This is a genomic window from Promicromonospora vindobonensis, assembly GCF_042685865.1.
GTDB classification, from domain to species: domain Bacteria; phylum Actinomycetota; class Actinomycetes; order Actinomycetales; family Cellulomonadaceae; genus Promicromonospora; species Promicromonospora vindobonensis.
Map to the genome: position 1 here is coordinate 186,871 of NZ_JBHUOG010000001.1, position 24,930 is coordinate 211,800.

General features: G+C 71.4%; 21 protein-coding genes. 5 read left to right on the forward strand and 16 right to left on the reverse strand.

From position 1 onward, the window contains the following. Positions 1-4: 4 nt before the first annotated feature. From ACFS27_RS00910 to ACFS27_RS00925, 4 genes are all read right to left on the reverse strand, one after another. Complete coding sequence (locus ACFS27_RS00910; protein ID WP_377179404.1) at positions 5-1,561, reverse strand: carboxyl transferase domain-containing protein; 1,557 nt, start codon at positions 1,559-1,561, stop codon at positions 5-7. A gap of 46 nt (positions 1,562-1,607) precedes the next feature. After that, on the reverse strand, positions 1,608-3,248 hold the full coding sequence (locus ACFS27_RS00915; RefSeq protein WP_377179406.1) for a fucose isomerase: 1,641 nt from the start codon (positions 3,246-3,248) through the stop codon (positions 1,608-1,610). A 32-nt stretch (positions 3,249-3,280) separates the two neighbouring features. Further along, entirely contained in the window at positions 3,281-5,791 is a 2,511-nt protein-coding gene (locus tag ACFS27_RS00920; RefSeq protein ID WP_377179408.1) for a GH116 family glycosyl-hydrolase, read from the reverse strand. A gap of 145 nt (positions 5,792-5,936) precedes the next feature. Next, a complete protein-coding gene (locus ACFS27_RS00925; protein ID WP_377179410.1) occupies positions 5,937-6,926 on the reverse strand; it encodes a LacI family DNA-binding transcriptional regulator in 990 nt (329 codons plus the stop codon). A gap of 152 nt (positions 6,927-7,078) precedes the next feature. Between ACFS27_RS00925 and ACFS27_RS00930 the strand changes: the two genes are divergently transcribed. After that, positions 7,079-8,215 carry a glycoside hydrolase family 172 protein gene (locus ACFS27_RS00930; protein WP_377179412.1) on the forward strand — a complete coding sequence of 379 codons (1,137 nt, stop codon included), beginning with the start codon at positions 7,079-7,081 and terminating at the stop codon, positions 8,213-8,215. 54 nt (positions 8,216-8,269) lie between these two features. Here ACFS27_RS00930 and ACFS27_RS00935 read toward each other — a convergent pair whose 3' ends face one another. From ACFS27_RS00935 to ACFS27_RS00950, 4 genes are all read right to left on the reverse strand, one after another. Beyond that, on the reverse strand, positions 8,270-9,091 hold the full coding sequence (locus tag ACFS27_RS00935) for a carbohydrate ABC transporter permease (RefSeq protein ID WP_377179414.1): 822 nt from the start codon (positions 9,089-9,091) through the stop codon (positions 8,270-8,272). Next, the gene (locus ACFS27_RS00940; RefSeq protein WP_377179416.1) at positions 9,088-10,062 is read right to left on the reverse strand and encodes a carbohydrate ABC transporter permease; all 975 of its coding nucleotides are present in this window, start codon (positions 10,060-10,062) and stop codon (positions 9,088-9,090) included. The genes ACFS27_RS00935 and ACFS27_RS00940 overlap by 4 nt, the downstream gene beginning before the upstream one ends. A 14-nt stretch (positions 10,063-10,076) precedes the next feature. After that, positions 10,077-11,408: an ABC transporter substrate-binding protein gene (locus ACFS27_RS00945; protein ID WP_377179418.1), complete on the reverse strand. Its 1,332-nt coding sequence runs from the start codon at positions 11,406-11,408 to the stop codon at positions 10,077-10,079. A 68-nt stretch (positions 11,409-11,476) separates the two neighbouring features. Beyond that, complete coding sequence (locus ACFS27_RS00950) at positions 11,477-12,622, reverse strand: DUF4185 domain-containing protein (protein WP_377179420.1); 1,146 nt, start codon at positions 12,620-12,622, stop codon at positions 11,477-11,479. A 245-nt stretch (positions 12,623-12,867) separates the two neighbouring features. Between ACFS27_RS00950 and ACFS27_RS00955 the strand changes: the two genes are divergently transcribed. Both ACFS27_RS00955 and ACFS27_RS00960 read left to right on the forward strand, forming a co-directional pair. Beyond that, positions 12,868-13,884, forward strand: a complete 1,017-nt coding sequence (locus ACFS27_RS00955) for a hypothetical protein (protein ID WP_377179422.1) — start codon at positions 12,868-12,870, stop codon at positions 13,882-13,884. Between the two features lie 41 nt (positions 13,885-13,925). After that, positions 13,926-14,498 carry a TetR/AcrR family transcriptional regulator gene (locus tag ACFS27_RS00960; protein ID WP_377179424.1) on the forward strand — a complete coding sequence of 191 codons (573 nt, stop codon included), beginning with the start codon at positions 13,926-13,928 and terminating at the stop codon, positions 14,496-14,498. Between the two features lie 71 nt (positions 14,499-14,569). On the opposite strand, the gene ACFS27_RS00965 is transcribed toward ACFS27_RS00960, so the two are convergent. Next, positions 14,570-15,748, reverse strand: coding sequence for an acyl-CoA dehydrogenase family protein (locus tag ACFS27_RS00965; protein WP_377179426.1), 1,179 nt, complete (start codon positions 15,746-15,748; stop codon positions 14,570-14,572). Between the two features lie 60 nt (positions 15,749-15,808). Here ACFS27_RS00965 and ACFS27_RS00970 point away from each other — a divergent pair, with 60 nt between their 5' ends. Together ACFS27_RS00970 and ACFS27_RS00975 are read left to right on the forward strand one after the other, a co-directional pair. Then, the gene (locus ACFS27_RS00970; RefSeq protein ID WP_377179428.1) at positions 15,809-16,579 is read left to right on the forward strand and encodes an enoyl-CoA hydratase-related protein; all 771 of its coding nucleotides are present in this window, start codon (positions 15,809-15,811) and stop codon (positions 16,577-16,579) included. Between the two features lie 25 nt (positions 16,580-16,604). After that, positions 16,605-17,417: a TrmH family RNA methyltransferase gene (locus ACFS27_RS00975; protein ID WP_377179430.1), complete on the forward strand. Its 813-nt coding sequence runs from the start codon at positions 16,605-16,607 to the stop codon at positions 17,415-17,417. Between the two features lie 5 nt (positions 17,418-17,422). Here ACFS27_RS00975 and ACFS27_RS00980 read toward each other — a convergent pair whose 3' ends face one another. The 7 genes from ACFS27_RS00980 to ACFS27_RS01010 form a co-directional block, all read right to left on the reverse strand. After that, a complete protein-coding gene (locus ACFS27_RS00980) occupies positions 17,423-18,538 on the reverse strand; it encodes a GNAT family N-acetyltransferase (protein ID WP_377179432.1) in 1,116 nt (371 codons plus the stop codon). A gap of 70 nt (positions 18,539-18,608) precedes the next feature. Beyond that, complete coding sequence (locus tag ACFS27_RS00985; RefSeq protein WP_377179434.1) at positions 18,609-19,745, reverse strand: GNAT family N-acetyltransferase; 1,137 nt, start codon at positions 19,743-19,745, stop codon at positions 18,609-18,611. A gap of 225 nt (positions 19,746-19,970) precedes the next feature. Continuing rightward, positions 19,971-21,095 (reverse strand): adenosine deaminase family protein, encoded by a 1,125-nt coding sequence (locus ACFS27_RS00990; protein ID WP_377179436.1) that lies wholly within the window; start codon positions 21,093-21,095, stop codon positions 19,971-19,973. An 11-nt stretch (positions 21,096-21,106) separates the two neighbouring features. Next, positions 21,107-22,180, reverse strand: coding sequence for an extracellular solute-binding protein (locus ACFS27_RS00995; RefSeq protein ID WP_377179438.1), 1,074 nt, complete (start codon positions 22,178-22,180; stop codon positions 21,107-21,109). Then, positions 22,177-23,223: an ABC transporter ATP-binding protein gene (locus ACFS27_RS01000; protein WP_377179440.1), complete on the reverse strand. Its 1,047-nt coding sequence runs from the start codon at positions 23,221-23,223 to the stop codon at positions 22,177-22,179. Before ACFS27_RS01000 ends, ACFS27_RS00995 begins: the two co-directional genes overlap by 4 nt. Next, a complete protein-coding gene (locus ACFS27_RS01005; protein ID WP_377179442.1) occupies positions 23,220-24,053 on the reverse strand; it encodes an ABC transporter permease in 834 nt (277 codons plus the stop codon). The genes ACFS27_RS01000 and ACFS27_RS01005 overlap by 4 nt, the downstream gene beginning before the upstream one ends. Continuing rightward, positions 24,050-24,871 carry an ABC transporter permease gene (locus ACFS27_RS01010; protein ID WP_377179444.1) on the reverse strand — a complete coding sequence of 274 codons (822 nt, stop codon included), beginning with the start codon at positions 24,869-24,871 and terminating at the stop codon, positions 24,050-24,052. The genes ACFS27_RS01005 and ACFS27_RS01010 overlap by 4 nt, the downstream gene beginning before the upstream one ends. Between the last annotated feature and the right edge of the window lie 59 nt (positions 24,872-24,930).

The window sequence follows — 24,930 nt, forward strand, 5'->3', positions numbered from 1 at the left end:
TCGCTCACATCCGGAAGATGCCGTAGGACGGCTCGGCGATCGGGGCGTTGGCTGACGCGGCGAGGCCGAGGGCCAGGACGCGGCGGGTGTCGGCGGGGTCGATCACGCCGTCGTCCCAGAGGCGGGCGGTGGCGTAGTAGGGGTTGCCCTGGGCCTCGTACTGGGCGCGGATGGGGTCCTTGAACGCCTCGACGTCCTCGGGCGCCAGGTCGCGCTGGACGGTCGCGAGGACGGACGCCGCCTGCTCGCCGCCCATGACGGAGATGCGGGCACCGGGCCACATCCAGAGGAACCGTGGGTCGTACGCGCGGCCGCTCATGCCGTAGTTCCCTGCGCCGAACGACCCGCCGAGCACCACGGTGAACCGTGGCACCGACGTGCACGCGACGGCTGTGACCAGCTTGGCGCCGTCCTTGGCGATGCCGCGGTGCTCGTACTCCTTCCCGACCATGAAGCCGGCGATGTTCTGCAGGAACACGAGCGGGATGCGCCGCTGGTCGCAGAGCTGCACGAAGTGCGCGCCCTTGAGGGCCGACTCCGAGAACAGGATCCCGTTGTTCGCGACGATGCCGACCTGGTACCCGTCGATGCGGGCGAAGCCGCACACCAGGGTCTCGCCGTACCGGGCCTTGAACTCGGTGAGCTGGGAGCCGTCGACGATCCGCCGGATCACGTCGCGCACGTCGTAGGGGGTCCGGGGGTCGGACGGCACGTCGTAGAGGCCGTCGGGGTCGAGCTCCGGTTCCTCCGGCGGCTGCCGGTCCAGGCTCGGGGCCGGCGCCGCGCCGGTGGTGGTGCCGATGATCTCGCGGACGATGCGCAGGGCGTGCGCGTCGTCGTCGGCCAGGTGGTCCGCGACGCCGGACGTCGTGGTGTGCACGAGGCCGCCGCCCAGTTCCTCGGCGGTGACGATCTCGCCGGTGGCGGCCTGCACCAGGGGCGGCCCGCCGAGGAAGATGGTCCCCTCGTCGCGGACGATGACCGCCTCGTCGCTCATCGCGGGCACGTAGGCGCCGCCCGCCGTGCAGGACCCCATGACCGCCGCGATCTGCGGGATTCCCCGTGCGGACAGGTTGGCCTGGTTGTAGAAGATGCGGCCGAAGTGCTCCCGGTCGGGGAACACCTCGTCCTGCATCGGCAGGTACGCGCCGCCGGAGTCCACGAGGTAGACGCACGGCAGGTGGTTCTCCGCCGCTATCTGCTGCGCGCGCAGGTGCTTCTTCACCGTCGTCGGGTAGTAGGTGCCGCCCTTGACGGTGGCGTCGTTGGCGACGATCACGCACTCGCGTCCCGCGACCCGGCCGATCCCCGTGACGATGCCCGCGCTGGGCACCGCCCACTCGCCCCCGTACATGTCGTAGGCGGCCAGCGCCCCGATCTCGAGGAACGGGGCGCCGGGGTCGAGCAGACGGTCGACCCGGTCGCGGGCGAGCAGCTTGCCGCGCGCCGTGTGTTTCTCACGCGCCGCGGGCGAGCCGCCCTCGCGCACGCGCGCCAGCCGCTCGCGCAGCTGCACGGTGAGGGTGCGTAGATCCGGTCCAACGCCGGTGTCGGTGGCCATGTGCCGCAGCATAGTCCGCCGGTTAATGATCGTTAACCTCTGGGGGTCACACGAGCGCAGCCACCTCACCGCAGACGTGCACCTGGAGACCGAGCCCTTCGAAGAACGCAGCCTTCGCGACCAGTGCGTCGTCGGCGGTCGCCGCGTCCGGGGCGTACGCGACGTTGAGGTGGTTGGCCTTGTGCCGGGCCATGAACTGGTCGCGGCTCACGCCGTGCAGGACGGCGTGCATGATCGGCCACTCCGGGTTGGTGGCCTGCCAGCGGCGCTCCGTCTCCTCCGGGGGGAGGGCGACGGCGGAGGCGCGGCCGAGGTCGACGTGCAGCCTGCCGCCCGAGATGTACACGCGGGACCAGACGATCTCGCCCGGCCGGGAGACGCCCTTGATGGTGGAGCCGCCGAGCGGGAAGTACACCGGGTCCTGCCGCCACCCCTGCGCGCCGGCGTACCCGCCCTCCAGGTGGGACGGCGGCACCGAGCCGGAGATCTCGAACACCCACACGAACCGGCCGTCGTACTCCTCGCCCCAGCGCACGTCGTGCAGCGTGGTGGCCGGGTCGAGGCCCATCGCGGTCCACAGCCGGTTGGTCACCAGCGCGTCGACGGCCACGCCCTCGTCGGCCTCGTTGAAGTGCGGCAGCGCCTTGCCGTCCCACAGCACGCGAGCGCCGTCCCTCGACCGCACCGGCGGGCGGGCCACGTTGTTGAGCAGGCCCTCCGCGAGGTCGGACGCCGGGCTGAGGTCCTTCAGCCCCTGCTGGTACTGGACGCCGACCGCGTCCACGCCGAAGTCGTCGGCGATCCGCAGCGCTGCGACGTACATCTTGTGCTGCCACCGCAGCTGGGCGTGGGTCAGGTCGGTCGCCTCGTCACCGCCCAGGCGGAACGTCATGCCCGCGTCCTCGAGCCAGGACTGCACGGCGTCGGCCTCGGCGTCGGGCACCCGCTGCATCTCGGCCCAGAGCGCTGACTGGCTCAGGCGCTCCTTGTAGATGCCGATCGGGTTGAGCAGCTCGTCGTCGATGATCGCGTTGTACATGCCCATGCAGCCCTCGTCGAAGACGCCGATGATCGCCTTGTCGCGCAGGAGCTGGTCGGCCAGGGCGCGCCCCAGGTCGGCCTGCGGGCCGGACGGCAGGGTGGGCGCCTCTGTCACGTGCGACGCGTCGTGCTCGATGCGTCCGGTCGCCAGCCACTCGCGCAGGCCGTCGCGGAACCACTGGTCGGTGAAGTCCACGCTCCAGATCGTCGAGTAGGGCTTGTCCATCTTGGTGAGCCCCGCGTTGAGGCCGAGCAGGCCCACCAGGCCGGGCCAGTCCCCCACGAAGTTCGCGACGGTCAGGATCGGGCCCTCGTGGGTGCGCAGGCCGGCCAGCACGTGGTGGCTGTACTGCCACACCGCCTCGGCCACGATCAGCGGCGCCTCCGGCGGGACGGAGCGGAACACCTCGAGCCCCATCCGCTGGGAGCTGATGAACCCGTGCCCCGTCGCCGGGTCGACGTCGTTGGCGCGCACGACCGTCCAGCCGAGCTCGGCGAAGGCCGCCGTGATGTCGGCCTCCATCGCCGCCTGGGTGGGCCAGCCGGCCTGGTTCGCCGACTCACGCAGGTCGCCGCTCGCCACGAGGTACGCCGTCTTCGGCGCCACCTGCGGGCGCGGGGTCACTGCTGGAAGTTCGTAGGACATGTGGTGCTCCCTCTGTGCTGCTGGTCCGATGGTCATGGGGTGAAGGTGAGTGTCTGTCCGGGCCGCACGGCGCCGGACCGTGTGGTGGTGAGCACGGCGCCGCGCACGACGGCGTGGTCGAGGTGCAGCACCCCGCCGTCCACGTGGAGCCGGAGCCCGTCGTCGTCCAGGTCGAGCCGGCCCCACGCGGTCCCCGTGCTGAAGAAGGACCGCAGGGCCTGCGTGCCGGCCGGCGGGTCGACGGCGATGGACCGGTCCGCGACGTTCGTGCGGACGCCCGACCAGGCGAGCAGGAGGGCCCAGGACGCCAACGATCGCGCGTAGTGGTTGCCGCACTCCGCCTCGTTCCACGGGCTGCGCCGGTACCCGTCGTGCCGCGCCCGGGTCGCGGTGACGATCTCGAGGGCCTCGTCGACGAGACCCTCGAACGCCAGGTGCGCGGCGACCTGGTACTCGATCCCGGTCCAGACCTCGTCGGCGTACACGAACGGGATACGCGGGCGTCCGCCGCGGGGCCACGAGCACAGGACCAGCCCCGCCTCGTCCCCGAGCGCGTACGTACGCTGCACGCTCTCGTGCGCCAGCAGGGAGGGCCGGAAGTTGTACGTGTGCACCGCTCGGACCGCCGAGCGCACGTGCTCGGGCGGGAACAGGTGGCCCAGCCCGACGACGTGGGCGAGGAGCTGGCCGAGCATCTGGTCGCTGAGCACGCCGGTGCCGAACTGGTAGCGCACCGCGTCGACGTCGGCCAGGTGCTGCTGGTAGTACTCGCCGTTGAAGAGCAGCCGGTCCATCCGCTCGCCGCCGACCGCGGCGGCCTCGCGCCAGCGGGCCGCCAGGCCGGTGTCCCCGACCCGGTCCGCGAGCTCGGCCGCCGCCAGGAGCCCTGCGTAGAAGATCGAGCCGGCGCGCGAGTCGGCGCCCACGAACTCGATGTCGTACGTGTTGTGCTGCATGCCGTCGAGCACGTTGTCGCCGTCGGCGTCCCACCGGGCGAAGGCGAACTCGACCGCCCTGACGAGCGCAGGCCAGACTTCGTGGACGAACCCGTCGTCACCGCTGAGCAGCCACTCCCTGTACACGCGCAGCACCGTGCCGAGCTGGCCGTCCACCACGGGGTGGAAGTCCCACGCGGGCGAGCCGAAGACCTGGTTGGCGCGGAAGTTCATGCGGCCGTCGGCGCGCGTCTCGACCAGGAGCTCGGTACGTCGCGCGCTGCGCTCCAGCGCGGGGAACAGCCAGGCGAGGGACTGCGCGTAGGTCCACACGTGGGTGCACGTGCCTTCGCAGCTGCCCACCTGGTCGAAGCTGCCCTCCCAGGCGGCGAACGTCCCGTCCGCCAGCCGGAAGCAGGTGGTGCTGCGGATGACCGCCAGGTTCGACCCGACGGCGTCCAGCACCGGTCCCGGCAGCGTGCTGTCGTAGAGGGCGGTGGTGAAGGCGCGCGTCGCCGACTCCAGGGGGTCGCGCCGCCGGTCCAGGTCGACCGCGACGGCCCACGCGTCGTCGTACCGCGTGGCGTAGGCGTTGCGCACCACCTCGTCGAGGTACGGGTCGTCGTGCACGATGTTGCCGCCCCAGCCGCACGGCCGGTTCGGGAAGTGCCAGGTCAGCCGGAACTCGAAGTCGTGCGAGGCGCCAGGGGCCAGATCGGCCTCGACCGCGAGCGAGCCGACGCGCAGGCGGGTCATCCAGTGCGGGTGGGGCTCCGGGTCGAGGCTCGCGACGGGTTCGGGGGTCAGCGAACCGGTGTCGCGGAACTCGTCCCAGAACCGCTGCACGCCGTCCTGCCAGGCCCCGTACAGCCAGGTCGGCTTGGCCGTGACGCGGCCCGGCGACCGGCCGGTCGTCAGCGCCACCGTGCCCGACCGCAGGTGGTCGGCGGGCAGGTCGGACGTCAGGAACAGGCCGCTGATCCCGTCCGCCGCGCGCCACTCGTTGCGGGGGCGCCCTGCGTACTCGGGGAAGTGGAAGACGTCGCGTCCCGGGCCCGCACCGACGGGGTTGGCGAGCGATCCCGCCACGGACACCCGCACGGCGGCGGCGCCGGGGTTGTGCACCCGGTAGCGGAGGACGGCGCACGGGATGCCCGAGTCGTCCTCGTCCAGCGGCACGAACGGGGTGAACGCCGTCAGCGACACGTCGACGGGCAGGTCTGCGTCGACGAAGTCCAGCTCCAGCAGCGGGTAACGGCCCCGCAGTCGCGTGTCCGCGAGCCGGGGCAGCCCGGCGACGTCGCCCGCGTAGTAACCCTGGTCCGCCTCGTGCGGCGGGCGGTGCCGCGCCTCCAGCACGCACGTCACGGGCACTGCGCCGTCCGGCCCACCGGCGGCGTCCGGCCCACCGGGCGCGACGCGGATCGCGAAGAACGAGAAGGGGTTCTTCGCGCCCTTCGCGGGCCGGTTCGCGAGCTCCCAGTCACGCAGCTCGCCGCGGGCGCCGACCGAGACGTTGCCCGTGCCGATCCCGCCCAGCGGGAACGCGGCGGCCGACGCCGAGGCGTCCAGCACGCCGTCCTGCCTGCCGCTCAGCCCGGTAGCCATCGGGATCCTCCTTGATCCGTGGGTCGCGCTGACCCACTCCTGCGTGCCGTTCGGTCGTTCCAGGACCACTCTTGCAGAAATCGATTTCACGTTCAAGGTGCCACATCGGCGGCACAGGGGCCGGCGAGCCGGGCCCCGCGGTCCGTCAGGGAGCCACCCGATGACGCCCGGGGACCAGCTGGTTGCGCAGCACGATGGTGCGGGCAGGCTGCGTGTCGCCCTTGATCCGTTCGATCAGGATCCGCGCGGCCGTGACGCCCATGTTCCGGGCCGGCAGCCGCACCACGGTGACGGCGCTCGGCGGCAGCGTCGTGAACGGCAGCCCGCCGATGACGGCGACACCCACCCTCAGCGGCGTCAGCTCGCGCTCGGTGAGCACCTGCAGCGCGCCGACGCCGAGGAGGTTGTTCGCGGCGACGATCGCGTCCGGCGGCTCCGGCAGCGCGAGCAGGTCGGTCACCACCTTGACCCCGCCGTCGACCCCGAAGGTCGAGTACCGGAGGTACTCGGCGGGGTCGGCGAACATCTCGTGCCGGGTCACGACGTCCTTCCAGCCCTGGGCCCGCTCGTAGGCGGTATCGATGTCCTCCGGACCGGTGATGCACGCGATCCGGCGGTATCCGGCCTGGTAGAGCGCGTCCGTGGCCGCGCGGCCCGCCGGCCGGTTGGACATCACCACCGCGTCCACGTCGAAGTCGGTGGTGCGGTCGACGGTGACCACCGGCCGCCCGCGCCCGATGACGCTCGCGAGGTCGCTCCGGCTCGACGCAGGGGCGACGATCATGCCCGCCATGCTCTCCGAGAGCGCGATCTGGAAGTAGGTGGCCTCCTTGGCCGGCTGCGAGTCCGTGTTGCACAGCACCACGGAGAACCCGGCCTCCTGCGCGACGTCCTCGACGCCGCGCGCCATCTCGGTGAAGTACGGGTTCTCGATGTCGGGGATCACCAGGGCGATCACCTCGGAGTGCTGCCTGCGCAGGGTGCGCGCCGTGCGGTTCGGCGTGAAGCTCAGCTTCGCCGCCGCCTGGCGGACCCGCTCGGCGTTCTCCGGCGACACCCTGGTGCCGTTGAAGACGCGGGACACCGTCGCCGGGGAGACGCCGGCGAGCTCGGCGACCTCGTAGATCGTGGCCATCGGCGTCCTTCCGGCGAGGTGCGGTGAAACACGGCGTCGGCCGTGCGCCCCGAGCTGGTTGACACGGGTCTGGCTCGACCCTACATTGGTGAAATCGGTTTCACAAGGAAGGCCCTCCGCGGCCCCGACGCACGAGGAAGTGTGGTCTCAACATGCTCGACCCTGGTCTGCGGAGCCTCTCGGCCCTGCGCGACGTCCGGACCCGATCGATCAGCCCCGAGAACTTCGACGGCTCGGAGGGCGGTGGTGGACGTGCGACGGAAGGCACGGGCGCCGCATCGGCGCGTGACCTGGGCCCCGGGTGGAAGATCTCACCGAGCGTCGACATCAGGGCCGGCGAGACGTTCGACCTGGCCACCATCCGCGGCGCGGGCCGGATCACGCACATCTGGATCACCACGCACACCGACAACTGGCGCACGCTCGTGATCCGGGCGTTCTGGGACGACGCGGCCGAGCCCGCCGTCGAGGTGCCGTACGGCGACTTCTTCTGCAGCGGATGGGGCGTCTTCACGCAGGTCAGCTCCCAGATGATCGCCGCCAACCCGCACGGTGGCTTCAACTCGTACTGGCCCATGCCGTTCCGCACGGGTGCCCGGCTGACGCTGGAGAACACCTCGGAGGTGGACGTCCGCGTCTACTACCAGGTCACCTACGAGCAGGACGTCTCCCCGCAGGGGGGCCACGCGAACGAGGGCTACTTCCACGCGCAGTGGCGCCGCAGCAACCCGCTCGAGGACCGCGTGCCGCACACCATCGTCGAGGGCGTGGAGGGGTCCGGGCACTACGTCGGCACCTACCTCGCGTGGGGCGTGAACTCGAACGGGTGGTGGGGCGAGGGCGAGATCAAGTTCTACCTCGACGCCGACGAGGACTACCCGACGATCTGCGGCACGGGCACGGAGGACTACTTCGGCGGCGCGTGGAACTTCGACGTCCCCGGCCAGGGCTACACGGAGTTCTCGACGCCGTACCTCGGCATGCCCCAGGTGATCCGGCCCGACGGGCTCTACGCAAGCCAGCAGCGCTTCGGCATGTACCGCTGGCACGTCACCGACCCGATCCACTTCGCCGAGCGGCTGCGCGTCGACATCCAGGCGCTCGGCTGGCGCAGCGGGTGGCGGTACCTCCCCCTGCGGGACGACATCGCGTCGACCGCCCTGTTCTACCTGGACCGGCCGACCGCGCACCGCCCGGCCACGCCGACCGCCGACGACATGGAGGTGCACCTGGCCACCGGCCCGGTGCCCGACATCGGCGCGACGCCCCAGCGCGCTCCGCGCGACTGAGCAGTCCGGGGCCGGATACCCCTGAGCGGCACCGCGAGCGCGGTGCCGCTCAGCTCATTTCATGCCCGAGATGCGCACGCCGGCCACGACGAACCGCTGGAAGAACAGCAGCAGGACGATGGTCGGCAGGGCCGCGAGGGTGGAGCCGGCCATGAGCAGGCCCCACTCGTTGCCGCGCTCGGACCGGAAGGTACCGAGGAACTGCATGATCTGCATGAGGTTCGGGTCGGTGATCGTGAGGATGGGCCAGACGTACGCGTTCCAGAAGGCGAGGAACGACCCGATGCCCACGACGACGAACACCGACCCCGACTGGGGCACGAAGATCCGCGTGAAGATCTGCCACCGCGTGCAGCCGTCGATGCGGGCGGCCTCCTCCAGCGCCATGGGCATCCCGAGGTAGAACTGCCGGACGAAGAACATCTGCACCGAGGACGCGACGCCGGGGATGATGAGGACGGCCAGCGTGTCGAGCATGCCCAGCTCCGTGACGACGACGAACGACGTCAGCAGGATCGCCATCATCGGCACGAACATCGGCAGGATGCAGTACACCCACCAGAACCGTTTCCACGCGAAGTCGAGCCGGGCCAGCGCGTACGCGGCCATGGAGTTCACGGCGAGGCTGCCTGCCGTGAAGATGACCGCGCCGAGGAGCGTCACGCCCATGGACCGCGCGAACTGCGGGTCGGCGAGGATGTCGGCGTAGTTCTGGAACCGCCAGATCTCGGGGAAGAACTGGAACGGGCTGGAGAGCACCTCCGTCTTGCCCTTGAAGCCGGCGATCGCCATCCAGGCAAGCGGGAACAGCACGCTCAACGAGATGAGGACGAGCAGCACCCACTTGACGATTGCGGTGCGAAGAGATCTGGTCATCCGTCGATCGCCTTCTCTGAGCTGATCAGCCGGAACACGAGGGCCGAGATGCCGCCGAGCACGAGGAACAGCAGCAGGGCGGCGGTCAGCGAGAAGCTCACCGAGTACTCGCTCCCGTCCCGGAACGTGTTGAAGATGAACAGGTTGGGGGTCGTGGTCGCGTTGACCGGCCCGCCGTTGGTCATGATGAGCGGGAGGTCGAGCATCTGGAGAGCTGCGACGGTGCCGGTCACGAACAGGTACAGGAGCACGTTCTTCAGCAGCGGGATGGTGATGTACCAGGTGCGCTGGACGAACGACGCGCCGTCGAGCCGGGCCGACTCGTAGTAGCTCTCCGGGATGTCGAGCAGCCCGGCCAGCATGATGAGCGTGGTGAGGCCGAGGCCCAGCCAGATGCCAGGCACGGCGATGGCGGGCAGCGCCAGCGCCGGGTCGTTGAGCCACGCGACGGGGCCCGCGTTGAGCGCCCCGAGCAGCCAGTTGGCCAGCCCCTGGTCCTGGTAGATGAAGACGAACAGCACCGACGCCACCACGGTCGAGACGACGGCGGGCACGTAGATGGTCGTCTTCAGGAAGCTCGCCATGCGCACGCTGAGGGTCTTGATGAAGCTCGCGATCAGCAGCGAGATGAACATCCCGGTCGGCACGACCATCGCCGCGTAGTAGAGGCCGACACCGAGCGACGCCCAGAAGCGCTCGTCCTCGAGCACGTACCGGTAGAACTGCAGGCCGACGAACTCGGGGTCGGAGTAGAAGCTGATCTCGAATCCGCTGAGGTAGAACGCGTACACGAGCGGCCACATGACGAAGATCCCGAGCAGGATCACCATGGGCGCGATCATCAGATAGGCGGTGACGTTGTCGCGTGGCCGCTTGGCCGCCGCACCGGCCGGGCGACGCTCGCCCGTCACGTCCTCGACCCCTGCCGCGCCGGGCGCGGCGGGGTGCTGCTGAGCCGCGGTGATGGACACGATTGACGTCCTTCCTAGCTCGTCGCGTTGCCCGAGAGCTTCTGCTTCTCGATGATGTCGTTGATGGCGTCGTCGGCCGTCTGCAGCGAGCCGTCGACGTCGGTGGTGCCCTTCATCGCCGACTCGAGCGCCGTGCCCATGGCCAGCGCGATGTCGTACGGGTACGCGGGCTCGGCCTGGCCGTACGGCACCACCTGCTCGGAGATGACGGCCATGAACGGGTCCGCCGAGGCCTCCGGGTCGTCCGCCAGGATCTCGTCGACCGAGCCGCGGACCGTGTACTTCGAGTAGCCCGTCTCCTTGAAGAAGCCGGCCATGATCTCCGGGTCGCCCGCCAGCAGGTACTCGATGAACTGTGCGGCCTCCTCGGGCGCCTCGGACTTCGAGTCGAGCGTGAGCGTCCAGCCGCCGAGCGTCGAGGTCGTGCTGGTCACGTCGCCGTCGGCCGAGGGGAACGGAGCGACCATCGTCTTGTCGACGACATCGGGGAAGTCGTTCTTGAGCTGCCCCACCACCCAGGAGCCGCCCTGCATCATCGCCACCTCGCCCTCGCCGTACGGCTGGCCGTCCGCGTAGCCCACCTTGGGCTGCTGCGGCATGAGGTCCTCCTGGTAGAGCTCCTTGTAGAAGTCGGCGAGCTCGGCGAAGCACGGCTCGGTCGCCCGGGCGGCCGACCAGTCGTCAGCGACGGGCAGGTGGCCGCACGCGTTGAGCTGCAGGCCCCAGCTCGACCAGCTGAGGTCGGCGGCGGTCGATGCGACGGTCATACCCTTGACGTCGTCCTTCGTCAGGGCCTTCGACCATTCCAGGAGCTCGTCCCAGGACTCGGGCGGGCTGTCCGGGTCGAGCCCGGCCTTCTGCACGAGGTCGGAGCGGTAGTACAGGACGGTGGAGGGCTCCACGAGCATCGGGTACGCGTAGTGCTGGTCGTCCACGGTGACGAACGGGGCCACGTTCTCCTTCAGGTCGCTGAAGGCCTCGGCCGGCAGGAACTCGTCCAGCGGGGCGAACTTGCCCTCCGCGACGCCCGACTTGATGTTCCCGTAGCTCGTCGTGGCGATGTCCGGCTGCTTGCCTGCCGCCTGCGCCGCCTGCAGCTTCTGCTCCCACGTGTCGGCCGGCACCACCTGGAGGTCCACCGTGACCTCGTCCTGCGAGGCGTTGAACGCCTCGACGTTCTCCTTGAACCACTCCTGCTGGTAGTCCTCGAACTTCTGCTGCCAGAACGTGACGTGCACGCGGCCGTCGGCCGCCGCATCGCCGCCGCTCCCGCACGCGCCGAGGCTGAAGGCCGTCGCGACGGCGGCTGCGACGCCGATCGCGCGGCGTGATCGCTTGCTGATCATGATGTTCTCCTCGTGGTGTGAGCTCGTCGGTGAGCTCGCCGATGGATGACGGCAGGCGGTGCGCGCCGTCAGTTCTTGACCAGGTCGGCCCGGTACCAGAACACGTTGTAGGGGTCCCAGATCGACAGGGCGAAGTAGATGGTTCGCCCGCCGTCCTGCGTGTAGCGCGGGAGCATGTAGGGGGCGTACGGCCCGGGGACCTCCGTGGCACCGACGAGCTCGACCGGCTCGCCCCACGGCCCCCAGGGGGTCAGCCCTTCGCGGAGCACGACGCCGCGCCCCTCCGCGAGGTAGGTCATGATCCAGCGGTCGAGATGGTCGTTCCAGACCACGGAGAGCTCACCGACGGTGTCGTCGAGCACGAGGGCGGCGTCCGCCGGGTCGTCGGCCCAGCGCGGCCGGCCGTCGGCCCCTGGCCCGCCCTTCTTCAGCCCGGCGAAGTACTCCCAGGCCCCCGGGTCCTCCACCTGCGCGGCAGGGACCCGGGCGAGCGAGACTCCCCCGAACCTGCCGTGCGTGATCCCCCAGACGTAGAGCCAGTCCTGGCCGTCGATGGTCACGTGGGCGGGGCTGATCTGCACGAAGCCCGAGTCGCCGCTCCAGCGGGGGGCGTCCAACGTGGTCCAGGACTGTCCCTGGTCGGTCGACCGCGCGAGGCCGGCGTGGTTGACCTCCCACTCACCCGGTGTGCCCCACTGCCGCACCGACATGTAGTGCAGGTACATCCCGGCGTCCGTGGCGAAGCCGTGGGTGGGGATCACGGTGATCTCGTCGCCGTCGACCTTCTTGGAGCCCAGCAGCTCCTTCGCCGCCCCCGCGTCGTCGAGGATCATGCCCTCGATCGTCACGCCGTCGGACGGGTCGGTGTCGGTGGTGAAACCCAGGGTGTTCGACCGCCAGTGCGAGCCGCCTCCCCCTGTCATGTCGTCGTCGCGCTCGCCGAACGTGTCACCGAACGCGAACCACACCTTGCCGTCGGCCTCGAACATCGAGCCGAGGTCCGTGAAGTTCACGGCGTACTGCGTGGTGTCGCCGGGACCTTCGGCGCCGGTGATCTGCCCCACGCGTTCGACGTTGGTGACGTCGGTGAGCAGGAACCCTTCGTCGCGAGAGTCGGGTCCCGCGACGGCGGCAGAGCCGGCCCCTGCGGCGAGCGACAGAGCACCGACAGCCGGTACGACGACGAACGCGGTGCGCCCGAGCCTCCGTGCCATGAATCCTCCTCGATCGATGGCGATGAGCCCAGGGTGACAGAAACCGATTTCACCGTCAAGTGTGCGATCGTGCGGCCGAATCGAGCCGCAAACAGCCACGTTCCGGACCCTTCGTCCCGTCCGACAGCCGCTGATCCACCCGTCGGAGCCGGCTTTGGACTCAGGTGCTTGAAACCGGTTTCGGATAGGGCTAGCCTGCCGCTCGCACAGCCCGGTCCGACGACGTCCAGGTCTGGAAGGTCCACATGACATCCACCGCAGCTCCCGTGCCCCCTGACCCGCCCCACCCGCCCGAGGTCGCCGACGGCTGGCTCCGCCCGGCGAGCGAGGTCCCCGCCGAGCCGCGCTGGGGCTTCGCCGACGGGCTCCAGGTGGGCCTGCACCCGTTGCGCGGGCCGCGGGGACTGCTGCGCGTCTACGCCCCCTACCTCGGGCATCCGCGTGACCGGCTGCTGAACTTCATCGCCGTCGAACCCATCCCGCACGGGGCGACGGAGCGCGGCTACTCCGAGCTGGAGCACAGCGCCCTGGACGACGCTCCGGGCAAGCGGTTCTGGAGCGCGGACGGCCCGGAGGACCCGACACCACGGGATCCGCTGCGGCCCGCCCGCGGCGTGGTCGAAGAGATCGGTGGTGTCGAGCACCTCACCGTCCACGTGCACAGCGAGGGCTTCGAGAACGGTGCCGAGGTGGTGGTGCGGGTCAGGTTCCGCGCCGACCGGCCGCACGAGGTGTCCGTGGCCGCCGCGCTCCGGGAGGGGTCCGTGCCGCTGCGGTCGTGCGTCCTCACCGCGACGATGGGCAACTTCGCGCGGCTGCGCCGGCTCCACCTCCGCGAGCGCGTGGTCACGCCGGGCGAGCTCTGGCCGGGCTTCACGGGGACGGGCTTCGCCGCCCACGGGGTGTTCGGGCGCGCGCTGCTCGCGGAGTCCGGTGGGGCGGTCAGCGTGTGGGCGACCCCGGACGAGGCAGCGCCGCACGACGCTGAGCACTCGGCGGACACCGCGGAGCACTGGCGGTACCTCGGTGAGAAGGCGGTCCAGGGCTGGCGCGTCCCCGAGCCGAGCGACGCGCTCGAGGTGCTCGTCAACGGGCGCTGGGCCTACTGGGCGAGCGCCGCGCCGATCCCCGGTGGCGTCTCGTACGAGAACTTCGAGGTGGTCGAGCCCTTCCGGGACCAGCAGGAGCTCGTCTACTGGGTGGAGCCGTTCCGGTCCGACGCCGACGTGGCGTCCGCGAGCGCCCGGCACCTGGCCCCCTGACCTGCGCGCACCCTCCCGGCCGCCGCTCCTAGACTGCTCCCGTGACCCCGCGCCGGCAGCAGATACTGAGCACGGCCGCCGGCCTGTTCGCAGCCCGTGGCTTCCACGGCGTCTCCATGGGCGACATCGGTGCGGCCGTCGGCATCTCCGGACCCGCCCTGTACAAGCACTTCGCGAGCAAGGACGACATCCTCGGGCACTGTCTGCTGCACGCCTCCGACCAGCTCCTCGCCGGAGCCCGGGAGCTGTTGTCCGAGCCGGAGGCCGCGGCAGAGGGCGCCTTGACGGCCCTGATCGCCCGGCACGCGGACTTCGCGCTCGACAACCCCGCCCTGATCGTCGTGCAGGAGCGGGAGTGGGGCGCGCTCGGCGCCGACGCGCGGGCGCAGGTCCGCGAGCGCCAGCTCGCCTACGTCGACGTGTGGTGCGATGCGTTGCGGCCGTTACGGCCGGACCTGTCGGGGCCGCAGGCGCGGGCGGCGGTACAGGCCGCGTTCGGCCTGCTCAACTCGACCCCGCACAGCGCGCGGATCGGCCGCGCCACGATGCGCTCTCTCCTGACGACCATGGCCCGCGCAGCCCTGCTCCCCGGGACGGCCTCCCGGGACCGCTGAGTGCTGGGTGTCTGCTCCCTCGAATCATTCGAGAGCGCAGCTACCCAGCACTCGACGGCTGCTCGGTGCGGTTACTCGACCGGGAGGCCCAGGCCCCTCGCGATGAGCATGCGCTGGAGCTCCGACGTGCCCTCGCCGATCTCCAGGACCTTCGCGTCCCGGTAGAAGCGGGCGATCGGGCCGTCCTCCATGACGCCGTAGCCGCCGAACACCTGCGCCGCGATGCGCGTGGCGGTCACGGCGGACTCCGTCGCGTAGAGCTTGGCGACGGAGGACGCCCTGCGGAACTCGTCGAGCGGCGCGCCGTCGTCCTTCAGGGCGGCTGCCCGGTAGGTGAGCGCCCGGCTGGCCTGGAGCATCACCTCGACGTCCGCGATCTGGAAGGCGACGCCCTGCTTGCGGCCGATGGGGCCGCCGAACGTGGGGCGTACGCCGGCGTGCTCGACGGCCAGGTCCAGCATCGCCTGGATGCAGCCTGTCGCCAGGGCGGCGACGGCCACGCGGCCGGAGTTGAGGGACATCATGAGCTGCTTGAACCCGTTGCCCCGCTGGCCCAGCAGGTTCGCCTCGGGGACGCGGATGTTCTCGAACCGCAGCGCGTGGGTGTCGCAGGAGCGCCAGCTCATCTTGTCGTGCAGGGGTTCGACGATGAACCCGGGGGTGTCGGTCGGCACGAGGATGGCGCTGAGCTCCGGACGACCGTCGGGCAGGGTGCCGGTGCGGGCCGCGACGGTGCACAGGCTCGTGATCGGCGTCCCGGAGTTGGTGATGAACTGCTTGGCGCCGTTGATGACCCACTCGCCGTCGACGAGCTCTGCCGTGGTGCTCATGGCGTTGGCGTCGCTGCCTGCGCCGGGTTCGGTGAGGCCGAAGGCGCCGAGCCGGCGCCCCGCCACGAGGTCGGGCAGCCAGGTCTGCTTCTGCTCCTGGGTTCCGTAGGCCAGCAGGGTTCCTACCCCGAGGCCGACGCCGGCCCCGAGCGTGATGCCGACGGACTGGTCCACGCGGCCGATCTCTTCGACGGCGATGGTGAGCCCGGTGAGCCCGAGGTCGGACCCGCCGTATTCCTCAGGGGCGGTCAGGCCGAACAGGCCCAGCTCTCCCATCTGGTGCACCACCTCGACGGGCAGGCGGCTTTCCCTGTCCCATCGGGCGATGTGGGGCGCGATCTCGCGGTCGGCGAATTCCCGGACCGCGTCCCGGAGCTTGGTGTGCCCCGGGTTCTCTGGTGAGGTATGCATGTTAGGCATGTCACTGAGGTTAACCACCATTAACCTCAGTGCGCCAGGCCCCACCAGGAGGACTTCTTCATGCCCAGCCCCAGCCACGTCGCGTACGAGGTCGTCGCGACCGAGCCTGCCGATGCTCCGTCAGCCCCGTACGCCCGGATCACGCTCGACTCCCCGGAGCGGCGCAACGCCCTCTCGTCGGCCCTGCTCGACCAGCTCGAGGCCGCCCTGGACCGCGCCGCGCACGACGACGTCCGCTCGGTCGTGCTGGCCGCGAGCGGGCCGGCGTTCTGCTCCGGGGCGGACCTCACCGAGGCCCTTGCCGACGGCATGACCCGCTCCGCGCGGCGGCTCGCCGAGGTGCTCCGGGCGATCCTCGCCCTGCCCAAGCCCGTCGTGGCGCGCGTGCACGGGCCGGTGCGGGCCGGGGGGATCGGGCTGGTCGCCGCGTGCGACGTCGCGATCAGCGCGGACCACATCACGTACGCCTTCACCGAGGCGCGTCTCGCGCTCGCGCCGGCCGTCATCTCGCTGGCGGTGCTGCCGCGGATGACGCCACGCGCCGCGTCGCGCACCTTCCTGACCGGGGCGCCCTTCACGGCGGCCGAGGCCGCTGCCTGGGGGCTGGTGACCCACGCCGTCCCGTCGGCGGACCTCGACCGGGCGGTCGACGCCGTCCTCGCCGACCTGGCGGCGGGCGACCCGCAGGGGCTGGCCGCGACCAAGGAGCTGCTCAACGCGGACCTGCTGACCCGTTTCGACACGCACGTGGACGACGCCGTCACCGGGTCCGCCGAGCTGTTCGGCTCGGAGCGGGCCCGAGCCGCGATGGCGAGGCTGCTGCGGCGCTGACCGAGAAACGGTGTTGGATGGGGGTGTGGCTACCCGGATCTCCTTGCGCAACGCGCGCTTCCAGCAGTTGCAGACCCTGCTCACCAATCGCAACAAGCGGCATCGCGCCGGGCAGTTCATCGTGCAGGGCGTGCGGCCCATCACGATGGCGGTCGAGCACGGCTGGGAGATCCAGGCCCTGCTGTACGACGGCGAGCGCCGCCTCTCGCAGTGGGCGAGGGACGTGCTCGCGGCCCACCCGCACACCGAGCACGTGAAGATGTCGCCCGACCTGCTCGCCGAGCTGGCCGAGAAGGACGAGGTCGAGCTCCTCGCGGTCGTCGCCATGCGGCCCGACGTCCTCGACCGCATCGAGGCCGGCCCGGACTTTCTGGGAGTCGTGTTCGACCGGCCCACCCAGCCGGGCAACATCGGCGCGGTCATCCGGTCGGCGGACGCGTTCGGGGCGCACGGCGTGATCACCACCGGCCACTCGGCCGACGCCTACGACCCCAAGGCGGTGCGCGCCACCACCGGGTCGTTCTTCGCGATGCCCGTGGTGCGGAGCCCGTCCCCGGCGGCGGTCATCTCCTGGGTCGAGGAGCGCCGCGCCGCCGGCCTCCCGATCGTCGTGGTGGCCACGGACGAGCACGGGGACGCCGACATGTCCGCGTTCGACCTCACCCAGCCGGTCCTGCTGCTGGTCGGCAGCGAGAACGACGGCCTGACCCGCGCGTGGCGCGACGCCGCCGACGTGACGCTGAGCATCCCGATGACCGGCTCGGCCAGCTCGCTCAACGCGGCCAACGCCGCCACCGTGGTGCTCTACGAGGCCCGTCGCCAGCGGCTGGCGAAGTAGGTAGGTCAGAGCTCGATCGAGAACATCCGGGATCCCGAGGTCTTGGTGTAGCCGAGGCTGGCGTAGAGCCCGTGTGCCCCGCTCGGGTTGGCCGTGTCGACGTCGAGCACCGCGAACTGCATGCCGTCGGCGGCGAAGGCACGCATGCCCGCCGCGAGCGCCGCCAGGGCGGCCTTGCGGCCACGGTAGGCACGACGCGCACCCAGGATGTCCGTGTAGCCGAACGAGTAGCCGCGCACCGCGAAGTCCTCGGTGTACCGGGACGCGAGCTCGTAGCCCACCACGAGGGGTTCTCCTGCGCGCAGGGCGGCGGCCGTCTCGGCGTCGGTGTCCGGCGAGGCCAGCAGCGCGTCGACGTCGGGCGCCGCGTCGACCACGAGGAACGACCACTCGGGCGCGAAGCAGACCCGTTGCGCCCACTGCTCGCGGGTCTGCGGCTGGCTTCCCCAGTGGTCGCGGAAGGCGTCGTTGTGCGCGAGGCGGGCGGCCTCGTCCAGGTCCGCCGACCACGGCACGAGCCGCAGCGAGCCCGTCAGGGGCACGTCAGGCACGGGACCGGACGAGGTCCCTCCGAGCGGCCGCGCCAGGTCGGAGTAGTACCTCCGCACCTGGAACCCGGCCCGCTCGTAGAGCCGGTGCCTGGAGGCGGGGCCGTCGTCCTCCGCGAACACGCCGATCCGTGCGGGCACCTCCTTGCCCGACGCCGCCAGCAGCTGCCGCGCGCGGCCGGACTCCCAGGCAAGGAGCTCGCGGCCGATGCCTTCGCCGCGCCGGTCCGGGTGCACGCCGCCCCAGCAGAAGGCGCGGACCTGCGTGACGTCGCCGGGTGGGCACTCGACCTGTGCCCAGGCCACCAGCGCTCCGTCGGCGTCGAAGCCGAGCAGGGAGTCGCTGGCCATGTCGCGCCACGCACCCTCGAAGATCTCCTCGATCTCCTCGAGGTTCTCCACGTACGGCTCGGCGTCGGCCCTGGCGATATGGTTGCGCAGCGCCAGCCAGACGGGCGCGTCATCGCGGGTAGCGGCGCGCCAGGTCGGGCCGCCCGCCGTGGGCAGGGTCAGGGTCGCCGGCGCGGCCGCGCGCTCGGCGATCGGGGCAAGGGGCGTGGTGTCAACGGTCATGCTGGTCTCCTTGGAGCTCAGGTCTTCCGGCCGCTCGGCGCTCGATGGTGCACCAGAGCTCGTTGGTGCATCACAGCTCGATGGTGAAGAGGGTCGAGCCGTCGGACTTGGTGTAGCCGAGCCGTGCGTACAGCCCGGTCGCGCCGGTCGGGTTCTCCGTGTCGACGTCCAGCTCCGCCTGCTGCATGCCGGCGTCTGCGTAGATGCGCATCGCGTGCGTCAGCAGGGCGACCGCGATGCGGCGGCCGCGGTAGGCGCGCCGGACGCCCAGCAGGTCGGTGTAGCCCGCTGTGTACCCCTGTGACTCCCAGTCGTGCTCGTACCGCGAGGCCAGGTGCAGCCCGACGACGTAGGGCGTACCCGGCGCTACGGTCGCGTCCCCCGGCTGCTCCTGCTCCGATCCCTGGTACCGCACCGACTCGTCCACCACCACGAAGGACCACTCGGGCGCGAACGAGCTGCGGTACGCCCGCCACGACTCGGGCGTGCGCGGCTGGCTGCCCCAGTGGTCGCGGAACGCGTCGTTGCGGGCCAGGCGCGTGGCGTCGTCCAGGGCCTCGGACCACGGCACGAGGCGCAGCGGCGCCTCCAGCCCGACGGCGGGCACCGGCACGCTCAGGTCCCGCAGCAGGTTCGCGTAGTACCGGATGGGCTCGAAGCCGCCGGTGCGCACCAGGTCGCGCCGCTCGGCGGGGTCGCTGTCCTCGAGGTGCGCGGAGATCCGGGCGGGCAGCACGTCGAGCCGCGGGTCCGTGCCCAGCGCGGCGAGCGCCTGGCGCGCCCGTCCGGTCGCCCAGACCAGCAGCTCCGTGCCGATGCCCCTGCCGCGGTGCGTGGGGTGCACACCGCCGGACACGGAGACGCGCAGGCGCGTGGCTCCCACGCTGGACAACCGCTCGACCTGACCGTACGCGCGCATCACGCCGTCGGCGTCGGTGCCCACCAGGGTGTCGGCGGCGGCGTCGAACACCGGGGCATCGAAGGCCTCGGCGATCTCGTCGGCCGGGGTGAACCAGTCGCGGCCGTCGGCCTCCTGCACAGCTCTCAGGAGCACCGCGAGGGCCGGGACGTCCTCGCGGGCCCAGGGGCGCCAGGTCAGGTCGCCCGCGGTAGGGAGCCGCGGGGTCGCGGGGGCGGCGGCGCGCTCCGCGATCGGGGCCGGCGCCGGCTCGGGCTCGACGGGACGCAGGCGCGCTGGGGAGGACATGTCAGCCACGCTAGGCGACCCCTCCGACGTCGGCACGGGATTTTGCGGGTGATCGGCGGCTCGGGGGCCGCTCGCGCGGGTTCGGGCTGCGGGGCTCGCGAGTTCGGTCCCATGACCGGGCCTGACCTGTGAGATCGGCCGGATGGGATGAGATCGGTCAGTTGTCGGACCGATCTCATCCCATCCGACCGAACTCAGCGGGCACCACCCAGCAACAGACCGAACTCAGAGCTCCGGTGTCGCCAGCGCGTCCAGCTCCGTGACGAACCGGGACCGGAGCGCCGCCTTCTCGGCGGGCGGCAGCCAGGAGGCCTCGACGCCGGCCAGCGCCATCTCGCGCAGCCGTTCGGCCGGGACCGCGAGGTCGTCGGCCAGGATCCGGTACTCGCCGGCCAGCGTGGTCGGGAACATCCCGGGGTCGTCCGACGCCGGGATCACGTTGAGCCCCGCTTCGAGCATCGCCGCGATGGACGCCCGCCGCCACGGCCGCCACGAGCGCCGCGACGTCGTGGAGATGACGGTGAACGGCACCTGCTCGTCGCGCACCCGGGCCACGACGTCGTCGTCCTGCAGGACGAAGTAGCCGTGGTCGATGCGGTCGCAGCCGAGCACGTCCAGGCAGGTCACGGTGTTGACCGCCACGGGGGCGTGCTCGGAGGAGTGCGCCGTCCGGCCCAGGCCGGCCTCCCCGGCGAGCCGGTAGGCGGCCTCGAACCGCTCGGGCGGTCCAGCGGTCTCGAGGTTGTCCAGGCCGATCCCCGCGACGTACTCGTGCGGGTGGTCGACGACGGTGCGCACCCGGTCCAGCGCGTCCTGCGCCGTGCCGCTGCGGTCGATGCCCGCGATGAGCCGGCCGGTCATGCCGAAGTCCCGCTCGGCCAACCGGATGCCCTCGGCGTACGCCTCGACGGAGCCCAGGTAGCCCAGCGCGGCGAGGTGCTCGGGGACCGCGTCGAAGAACAGCTCGAGGTGGCGCGTCGCGCTGGTGCGGTGCGCTGCCTCGAACGCCTCGTAGGTGATGCGGGTCAGGTCGTCGGCGGAGCGCAGCACCTGGCCCACCCAGCCGGAGACCTGGAAGAGCGAGTACGAGACCTCTGGCTCGTCGGCGCTGCGCCCCTGCGGCACCGGGATACGGGTGTCGCGGTACAGGTCCGGGTCGGGCGGGAGCGAGTTGACGTCGGCGTAGATGCGCTCGGGCGGCGCGGGCAGGTCGAGACCCTCGCGGCGCGCGAGCTCCGCGAAGGTGCTCGCCCGGACGCTGCCGATGAGGTGGCAGTGCAGGTCGACCTTGGGCATGCGGTCGACGAGGGTGGACGGGGCGGTGGGCAGGGAGGTGGGGAGAGTGTTCATGAGGTGCCCGGTCAGCCGGCCGTCACCTCACGCGCGAACCGGTCCACCCAGTCGGCCCGCGTGGGGACGAGCTCCGTCGGGTCGAGCGTCTCGTAGCCCGCTGCCACGGGGTCGGCCGCGATGTCGCCGACCACGGCGGCGATCGAGTCGGGGACGGTCGCCTCGGTGTTCACGGGCAGGTCGCCCACCAGCTCGGCGGACTTGGTCTGGCCCTCGGCCGAGAGCAGGTAGTCGATGAACTGGTGCGCGCCGTCGGCGTTCGGAGCGCCCGCCGGGATCATCGCGCGGTTGGTGGCCATGTAGCGGCCCGTGTCCGGCGGCGTCCAGGCGAACGGCTCACCGGAGGCGACCAGGTCGGTGGCGAAGCCGCTCAGGGAGTCGGCGGCGACGATCTCGCCCTGCGTCAGCAGGTTGGTCACCTCGGTGGAGGAGGCATAGAACTGCAGGATCCCCGGCGCCCATTCCCCGAGCTGCGTCAGCGCGGCGTCGATGTCGTACGGCCCGTCGCCGTACTCGGCGCCGACGCCCGAGATCATGAGCTGCCCTGCGGTCACCGAGATGTCCGGCAGTGCCAGCTCACCGGCGTGCGCGGCGTCGCCGTACAGGTCCCAGGCGGCCGCCTCCTCGGCGCTCAGCGCCTCGGTCGAGTAGAGCGTCCCGTTGAGCTGGTAGCTGTAGGCCGGGCCGAGGTAGGCGTCCTCGAGCGCGAAGTCGGCGACCTGCTCCAGCGACGGCACCTTGGCGGCGTCGACCTGCTGGAACAGGTCGTCCTCCTGGCCGAGCGCCGCGTAGTAGTCCGAGATCAGCATGACGTCGATGCCGGAGTCCTCGCCAGCCACCTGGAGCTGGGAGAGCCGGTCGGCGTTCGACCCGGTCTCCACCTCGACCTCGATCCCGGTCTGCTCGGTGAACGGGTCGACGACGGCTTCCTGGAACTCCTCGACGCCGAACGGGAACGCGGAGACGACGATGGTGTCCTCTGCCGCCGCGTCGTCGGTGGCGGAGCAGCCGGCGGCCAGGAGCGAGGTGGCCGCGAGGCCGGAGGCGATCGCCGCGGTGCGGCGCGCCGTCAGGGTGCGGGTCATGAGATTCCTTCGGTCGGGGTGGCGGGGGCGGGTGTGGGGTCGAGCAGGGCGAGACGAGCCTCGGGCGCCAGCAGCCGCACACGGTCGCCGGCGGACGGCGTCGGCCCTGTCGCGGAGTCGGCACGGTGGTCGGCCAGCAGGCGCACGGCGGCGCCGGCGGGGTCGGTCGCGTCGAGCGTCACGAGCAGGTCGACGCCGCGGTAGGCGACGTCGACGACGACGGCGTCGAGCGCCACCGCACCGTCGGCGGGCGTCTCGAGGGGCACCACGCGCAGGTGCTCCGGGCGGACGGCGGCCTGCCGGCCGTCCGCGAGCGTCAGGAAGTTCTCGTAGCCGAGGAACTCCGCGACGAACCGGTCGGCCGGCGCGGGGAACACGTCGCGGGGTGCGCCGCTCTGCACGATCTTTCCCGAGCGCATGACCACCATCTCGTCGGACATCTCCAGGGCCTCGTCCTGGTCGTGCGTGACGAGCACGACGGTCAGCCCGGTCTCGGACTGGATGCGGCGGATCTCGGCCCGCATCTGCACGCGCAGCCGCGCGTCCAGGTTGGACAGCGGTTCGTCGAGGAGCAGCAGGCGGGGACGGATGGCGATCGCCCGGGCCAGCGCGACACGCTGCTGCTGACCCCCCGAGAGCTGCTTGGGCTTGCGGTCCCCCAGGTGCGCGAGCCCGACGAGCTCGAGCGCCTCCCCTGCCCGGCGGCGCCGTTCGGGGGCGGGCACGCGGCGCATCTTCGGGCCGTATGCCACGTTGTCGGCGACCGTGAGGTGCGGGAACAGCGCGTAGGACTGGAAGACCATGCCGAGGTTGCGCTTCTCGGGGGGCGTGCGGGTCGCGTCGTCGCCCTCGATCAGGATCCGGCCCGACGTCGGCGCGCTGTACCCGGCGAGCATGCGCAGCGTCGTGGTCTTGCCGCAGCCGCTGGGGCCCAGCAGCGTGGTCAGGCGCCCACGGGGAATCTGCAGGTCGATCGAGTCGACGGCGGTGAAGCTGCCGAACCGCTGGGAGACGCCGATGAGCTCGGCGGCGGGGGTGGTCATCGGTTGATTCCTCCGAAGATCTTGGCGAAGCCGACCGTGCGCTCCGCGACGACGGCGACGACGACCGTCGCGGCGAGCACGATCGTGGAGGCGGCGGCCACCATCGGGTCGTAGCTCTGCTGGACGTAGTCGAGCATCGTGACGGGCAGCGTCCGGAAGTCGCGCGTCTGCAGCAGCAGCGACAGCGGCACGTTGTTGAACGAGGTGACGAAGCCGAGCAGGCCCGCAGAGATGAGGCCGGGCCGCAGCATCGGCAGGGTCACCGTGACGAAGGCCTTGAGCGGCGACGCGCCCAGGCCACGGGCCGCCTCCTCCAGCGCCGGGTCGGCCAGTGCGAGCGAGGCGCCCGTGACCCGCACGGCGTAGGGCAGCAGCAGGGCGGTGTGGCCGAGCAGCAGGGTGCTGAAGTTGTCCAGCCCCACGCCGATCATCAGCTGCTGGTAGAGGGCGAGGCCCACCACCAGCTCCGGCACCACGAGCGGCGACAGGAAGAGGCCTTCCAGCAGCTCCTTGCCAGGGATGCGGCCGCGGTGGATCGCGAGCGTGACCGGCACGCCGAGCAGCAGCGCCAGCCCGGTGGCCAGGACCGCGAGCTCGAGGCTGGAGACCAGGGCCTCAGCGAACGGCGTGTACCCGGCGGCCTCGGCGAACCAGCGCAGCGAGAAGCCCTCGGGCGGGAAGCGCAGCGTGCTCCCCGCCGTGAACGCCGTGGCCACGACGAAGAGGATCGGGACGATCATCACGACGTAGCCGAGGACGGCGAGCGTGCCGGCGACCGGGTGACGCAGCCGCATGCCTTGCTTGCCTGCGTGGCTCATGACCTGGCTCATGCCGTCGCCCCCTTGCGGCCGACGAGCGACGAGAGCCCGGAGACCAGGAAGACCAGCACCGTCATGACGATCGCGGTCGCAGAGGCGGCCGCCCAGTCGACGGTGACGCTCGCGTAGGAGAAGAGCTGGGTGGAGAGCATCCGCTGGCTGGACCCGCCGAGCAGGTAGGGCGTCGTGTACGCGGTGACCGACCCGGCGAAGACGAGCGTGGCCGCCACCACGATGCCCGGCAGCGACAGCGGGACCAGGACCGTCCAGAAGGCACGGGTGCGGCTGGCGCCCAGCCCCCTGGCTGCCTCGTCGAGCCCCGGATCGACCTGCGCGACGGCGGAGTAGCAGGTGATGACCGCCAGCGGCAGGAAGAGCTGGACCAGGCCCAGCACGATGGCCAGCTCCGTGTACAGGAGCTGGGGCGCGTCCTCCACGATCCCCAGCCCGGTCAGGAGCTGCCCGATCACGCCGTTGGACCCGAGGATGACCAGCCAGCCGAAGGTGCGGACCACGTTGCTCAGCAGGAGCGGGAAGATCGCCAGCGCGAGCAGCACCCCGGCCCACCGGGACTGGGAGCGGGCCAGCAGCGAGGCGATCGGGAACCCGAGCGCGACGCACAGGGCGGTGACGACCAGCCCGATGCGCACGGTGCGCCACACGATGCCGAGATCGTAGGGGTCGGTGAGCATCGCCCCCATGCGCTCGAGCACCTGGGGGAAGGTCACGCCGGGCGGCGCGAACAGCATCGCCACCGCAGGCAGCAGGAAGCCCACGAGCAGGAACGCCAGCCCTGGCAGGAGCAGGAGAAGTGTGGAGCGTGCGCGCACGAGCCGTCTTTCGTGGATGGAACCGGTTCCATGGGACCCTAAGGCATCCCCCGGCTCCG

Bases quoted from the DNA above. Each gene is read 5' to 3' on its own strand.
- ACFS27_RS00985 (WP_377179434.1), bottom strand. From the start codon at position 19,745: ATGTCCTCCCCAGCGCGCCTGCGTCCCGTCGAGCCCGAGCCGGCGCCG.
- ACFS27_RS00990 (WP_377179436.1), bottom strand. From the start codon at position 21,095: ATGAACACTCTCCCCACCTCCCTGCCCACCGCCCCGTCCACCCTCGTC.
- ACFS27_RS00910 (WP_377179404.1), bottom strand. From the start codon at position 1,561: ATGGCCACCGACACCGGCGTTGGACCGGATCTACGCACCCTCACCGTG.
- ACFS27_RS01005 (WP_377179442.1), bottom strand. From the start codon at position 24,053: ATGAGCCAGGTCATGAGCCACGCAGGCAAGCAAGGCATGCGGCTGCGT.
- ACFS27_RS00945 (WP_377179418.1), bottom strand. From the start codon at position 11,408: ATGATCAGCAAGCGATCACGCCGCGCGATCGGCGTCGCAGCCGCCGTC.
- ACFS27_RS00980 (WP_377179432.1), bottom strand. From the start codon at position 18,538: ATGACCGTTGACACCACGCCCCTTGCCCCGATCGCCGAGCGCGCGGCC.
- ACFS27_RS00930 (WP_377179412.1), top strand. From the start codon at position 7,079: ATGCTCGACCCTGGTCTGCGGAGCCTCTCGGCCCTGCGCGACGTCCGG.
- ACFS27_RS00925 (WP_377179410.1), bottom strand. From the start codon at position 6,926: ATGGCCACGATCTACGAGGTCGCCGAGCTCGCCGGCGTCTCCCCGGCG.
- ACFS27_RS00915 (WP_377179406.1), bottom strand. From the start codon at position 3,248: ATGTCCTACGAACTTCCAGCAGTGACCCCGCGCCCGCAGGTGGCGCCG.
- ACFS27_RS00955 (WP_377179422.1), top strand. From the start codon at position 12,868: ATGACATCCACCGCAGCTCCCGTGCCCCCTGACCCGCCCCACCCGCCC.
- ACFS27_RS00995 (WP_377179438.1), bottom strand. From the start codon at position 22,180: ATGACCCGCACCCTGACGGCGCGCCGCACCGCGGCGATCGCCTCCGGC.
- ACFS27_RS00965 (WP_377179426.1), bottom strand. From the start codon at position 15,748: ATGCCTAACATGCATACCTCACCAGAGAACCCGGGGCACACCAAGCTC.
- ACFS27_RS01000 (WP_377179440.1), bottom strand. From the start codon at position 23,223: ATGACCACCCCCGCCGCCGAGCTCATCGGCGTCTCCCAGCGGTTCGGC.
- ACFS27_RS00950 (WP_377179420.1), bottom strand. From the start codon at position 12,622: ATGGCACGGAGGCTCGGGCGCACCGCGTTCGTCGTCGTACCGGCTGTC.
- ACFS27_RS00920 (WP_377179408.1), bottom strand. From the start codon at position 5,791: ATGGCTACCGGGCTGAGCGGCAGGCAGGACGGCGTGCTGGACGCCTCG.
- ACFS27_RS00970 (WP_377179428.1), top strand. From the start codon at position 15,809: ATGCCCAGCCCCAGCCACGTCGCGTACGAGGTCGTCGCGACCGAGCCT.
- ACFS27_RS00935 (WP_377179414.1), bottom strand. From the start codon at position 9,091: ATGACCAGATCTCTTCGCACCGCAATCGTCAAGTGGGTGCTGCTCGTC.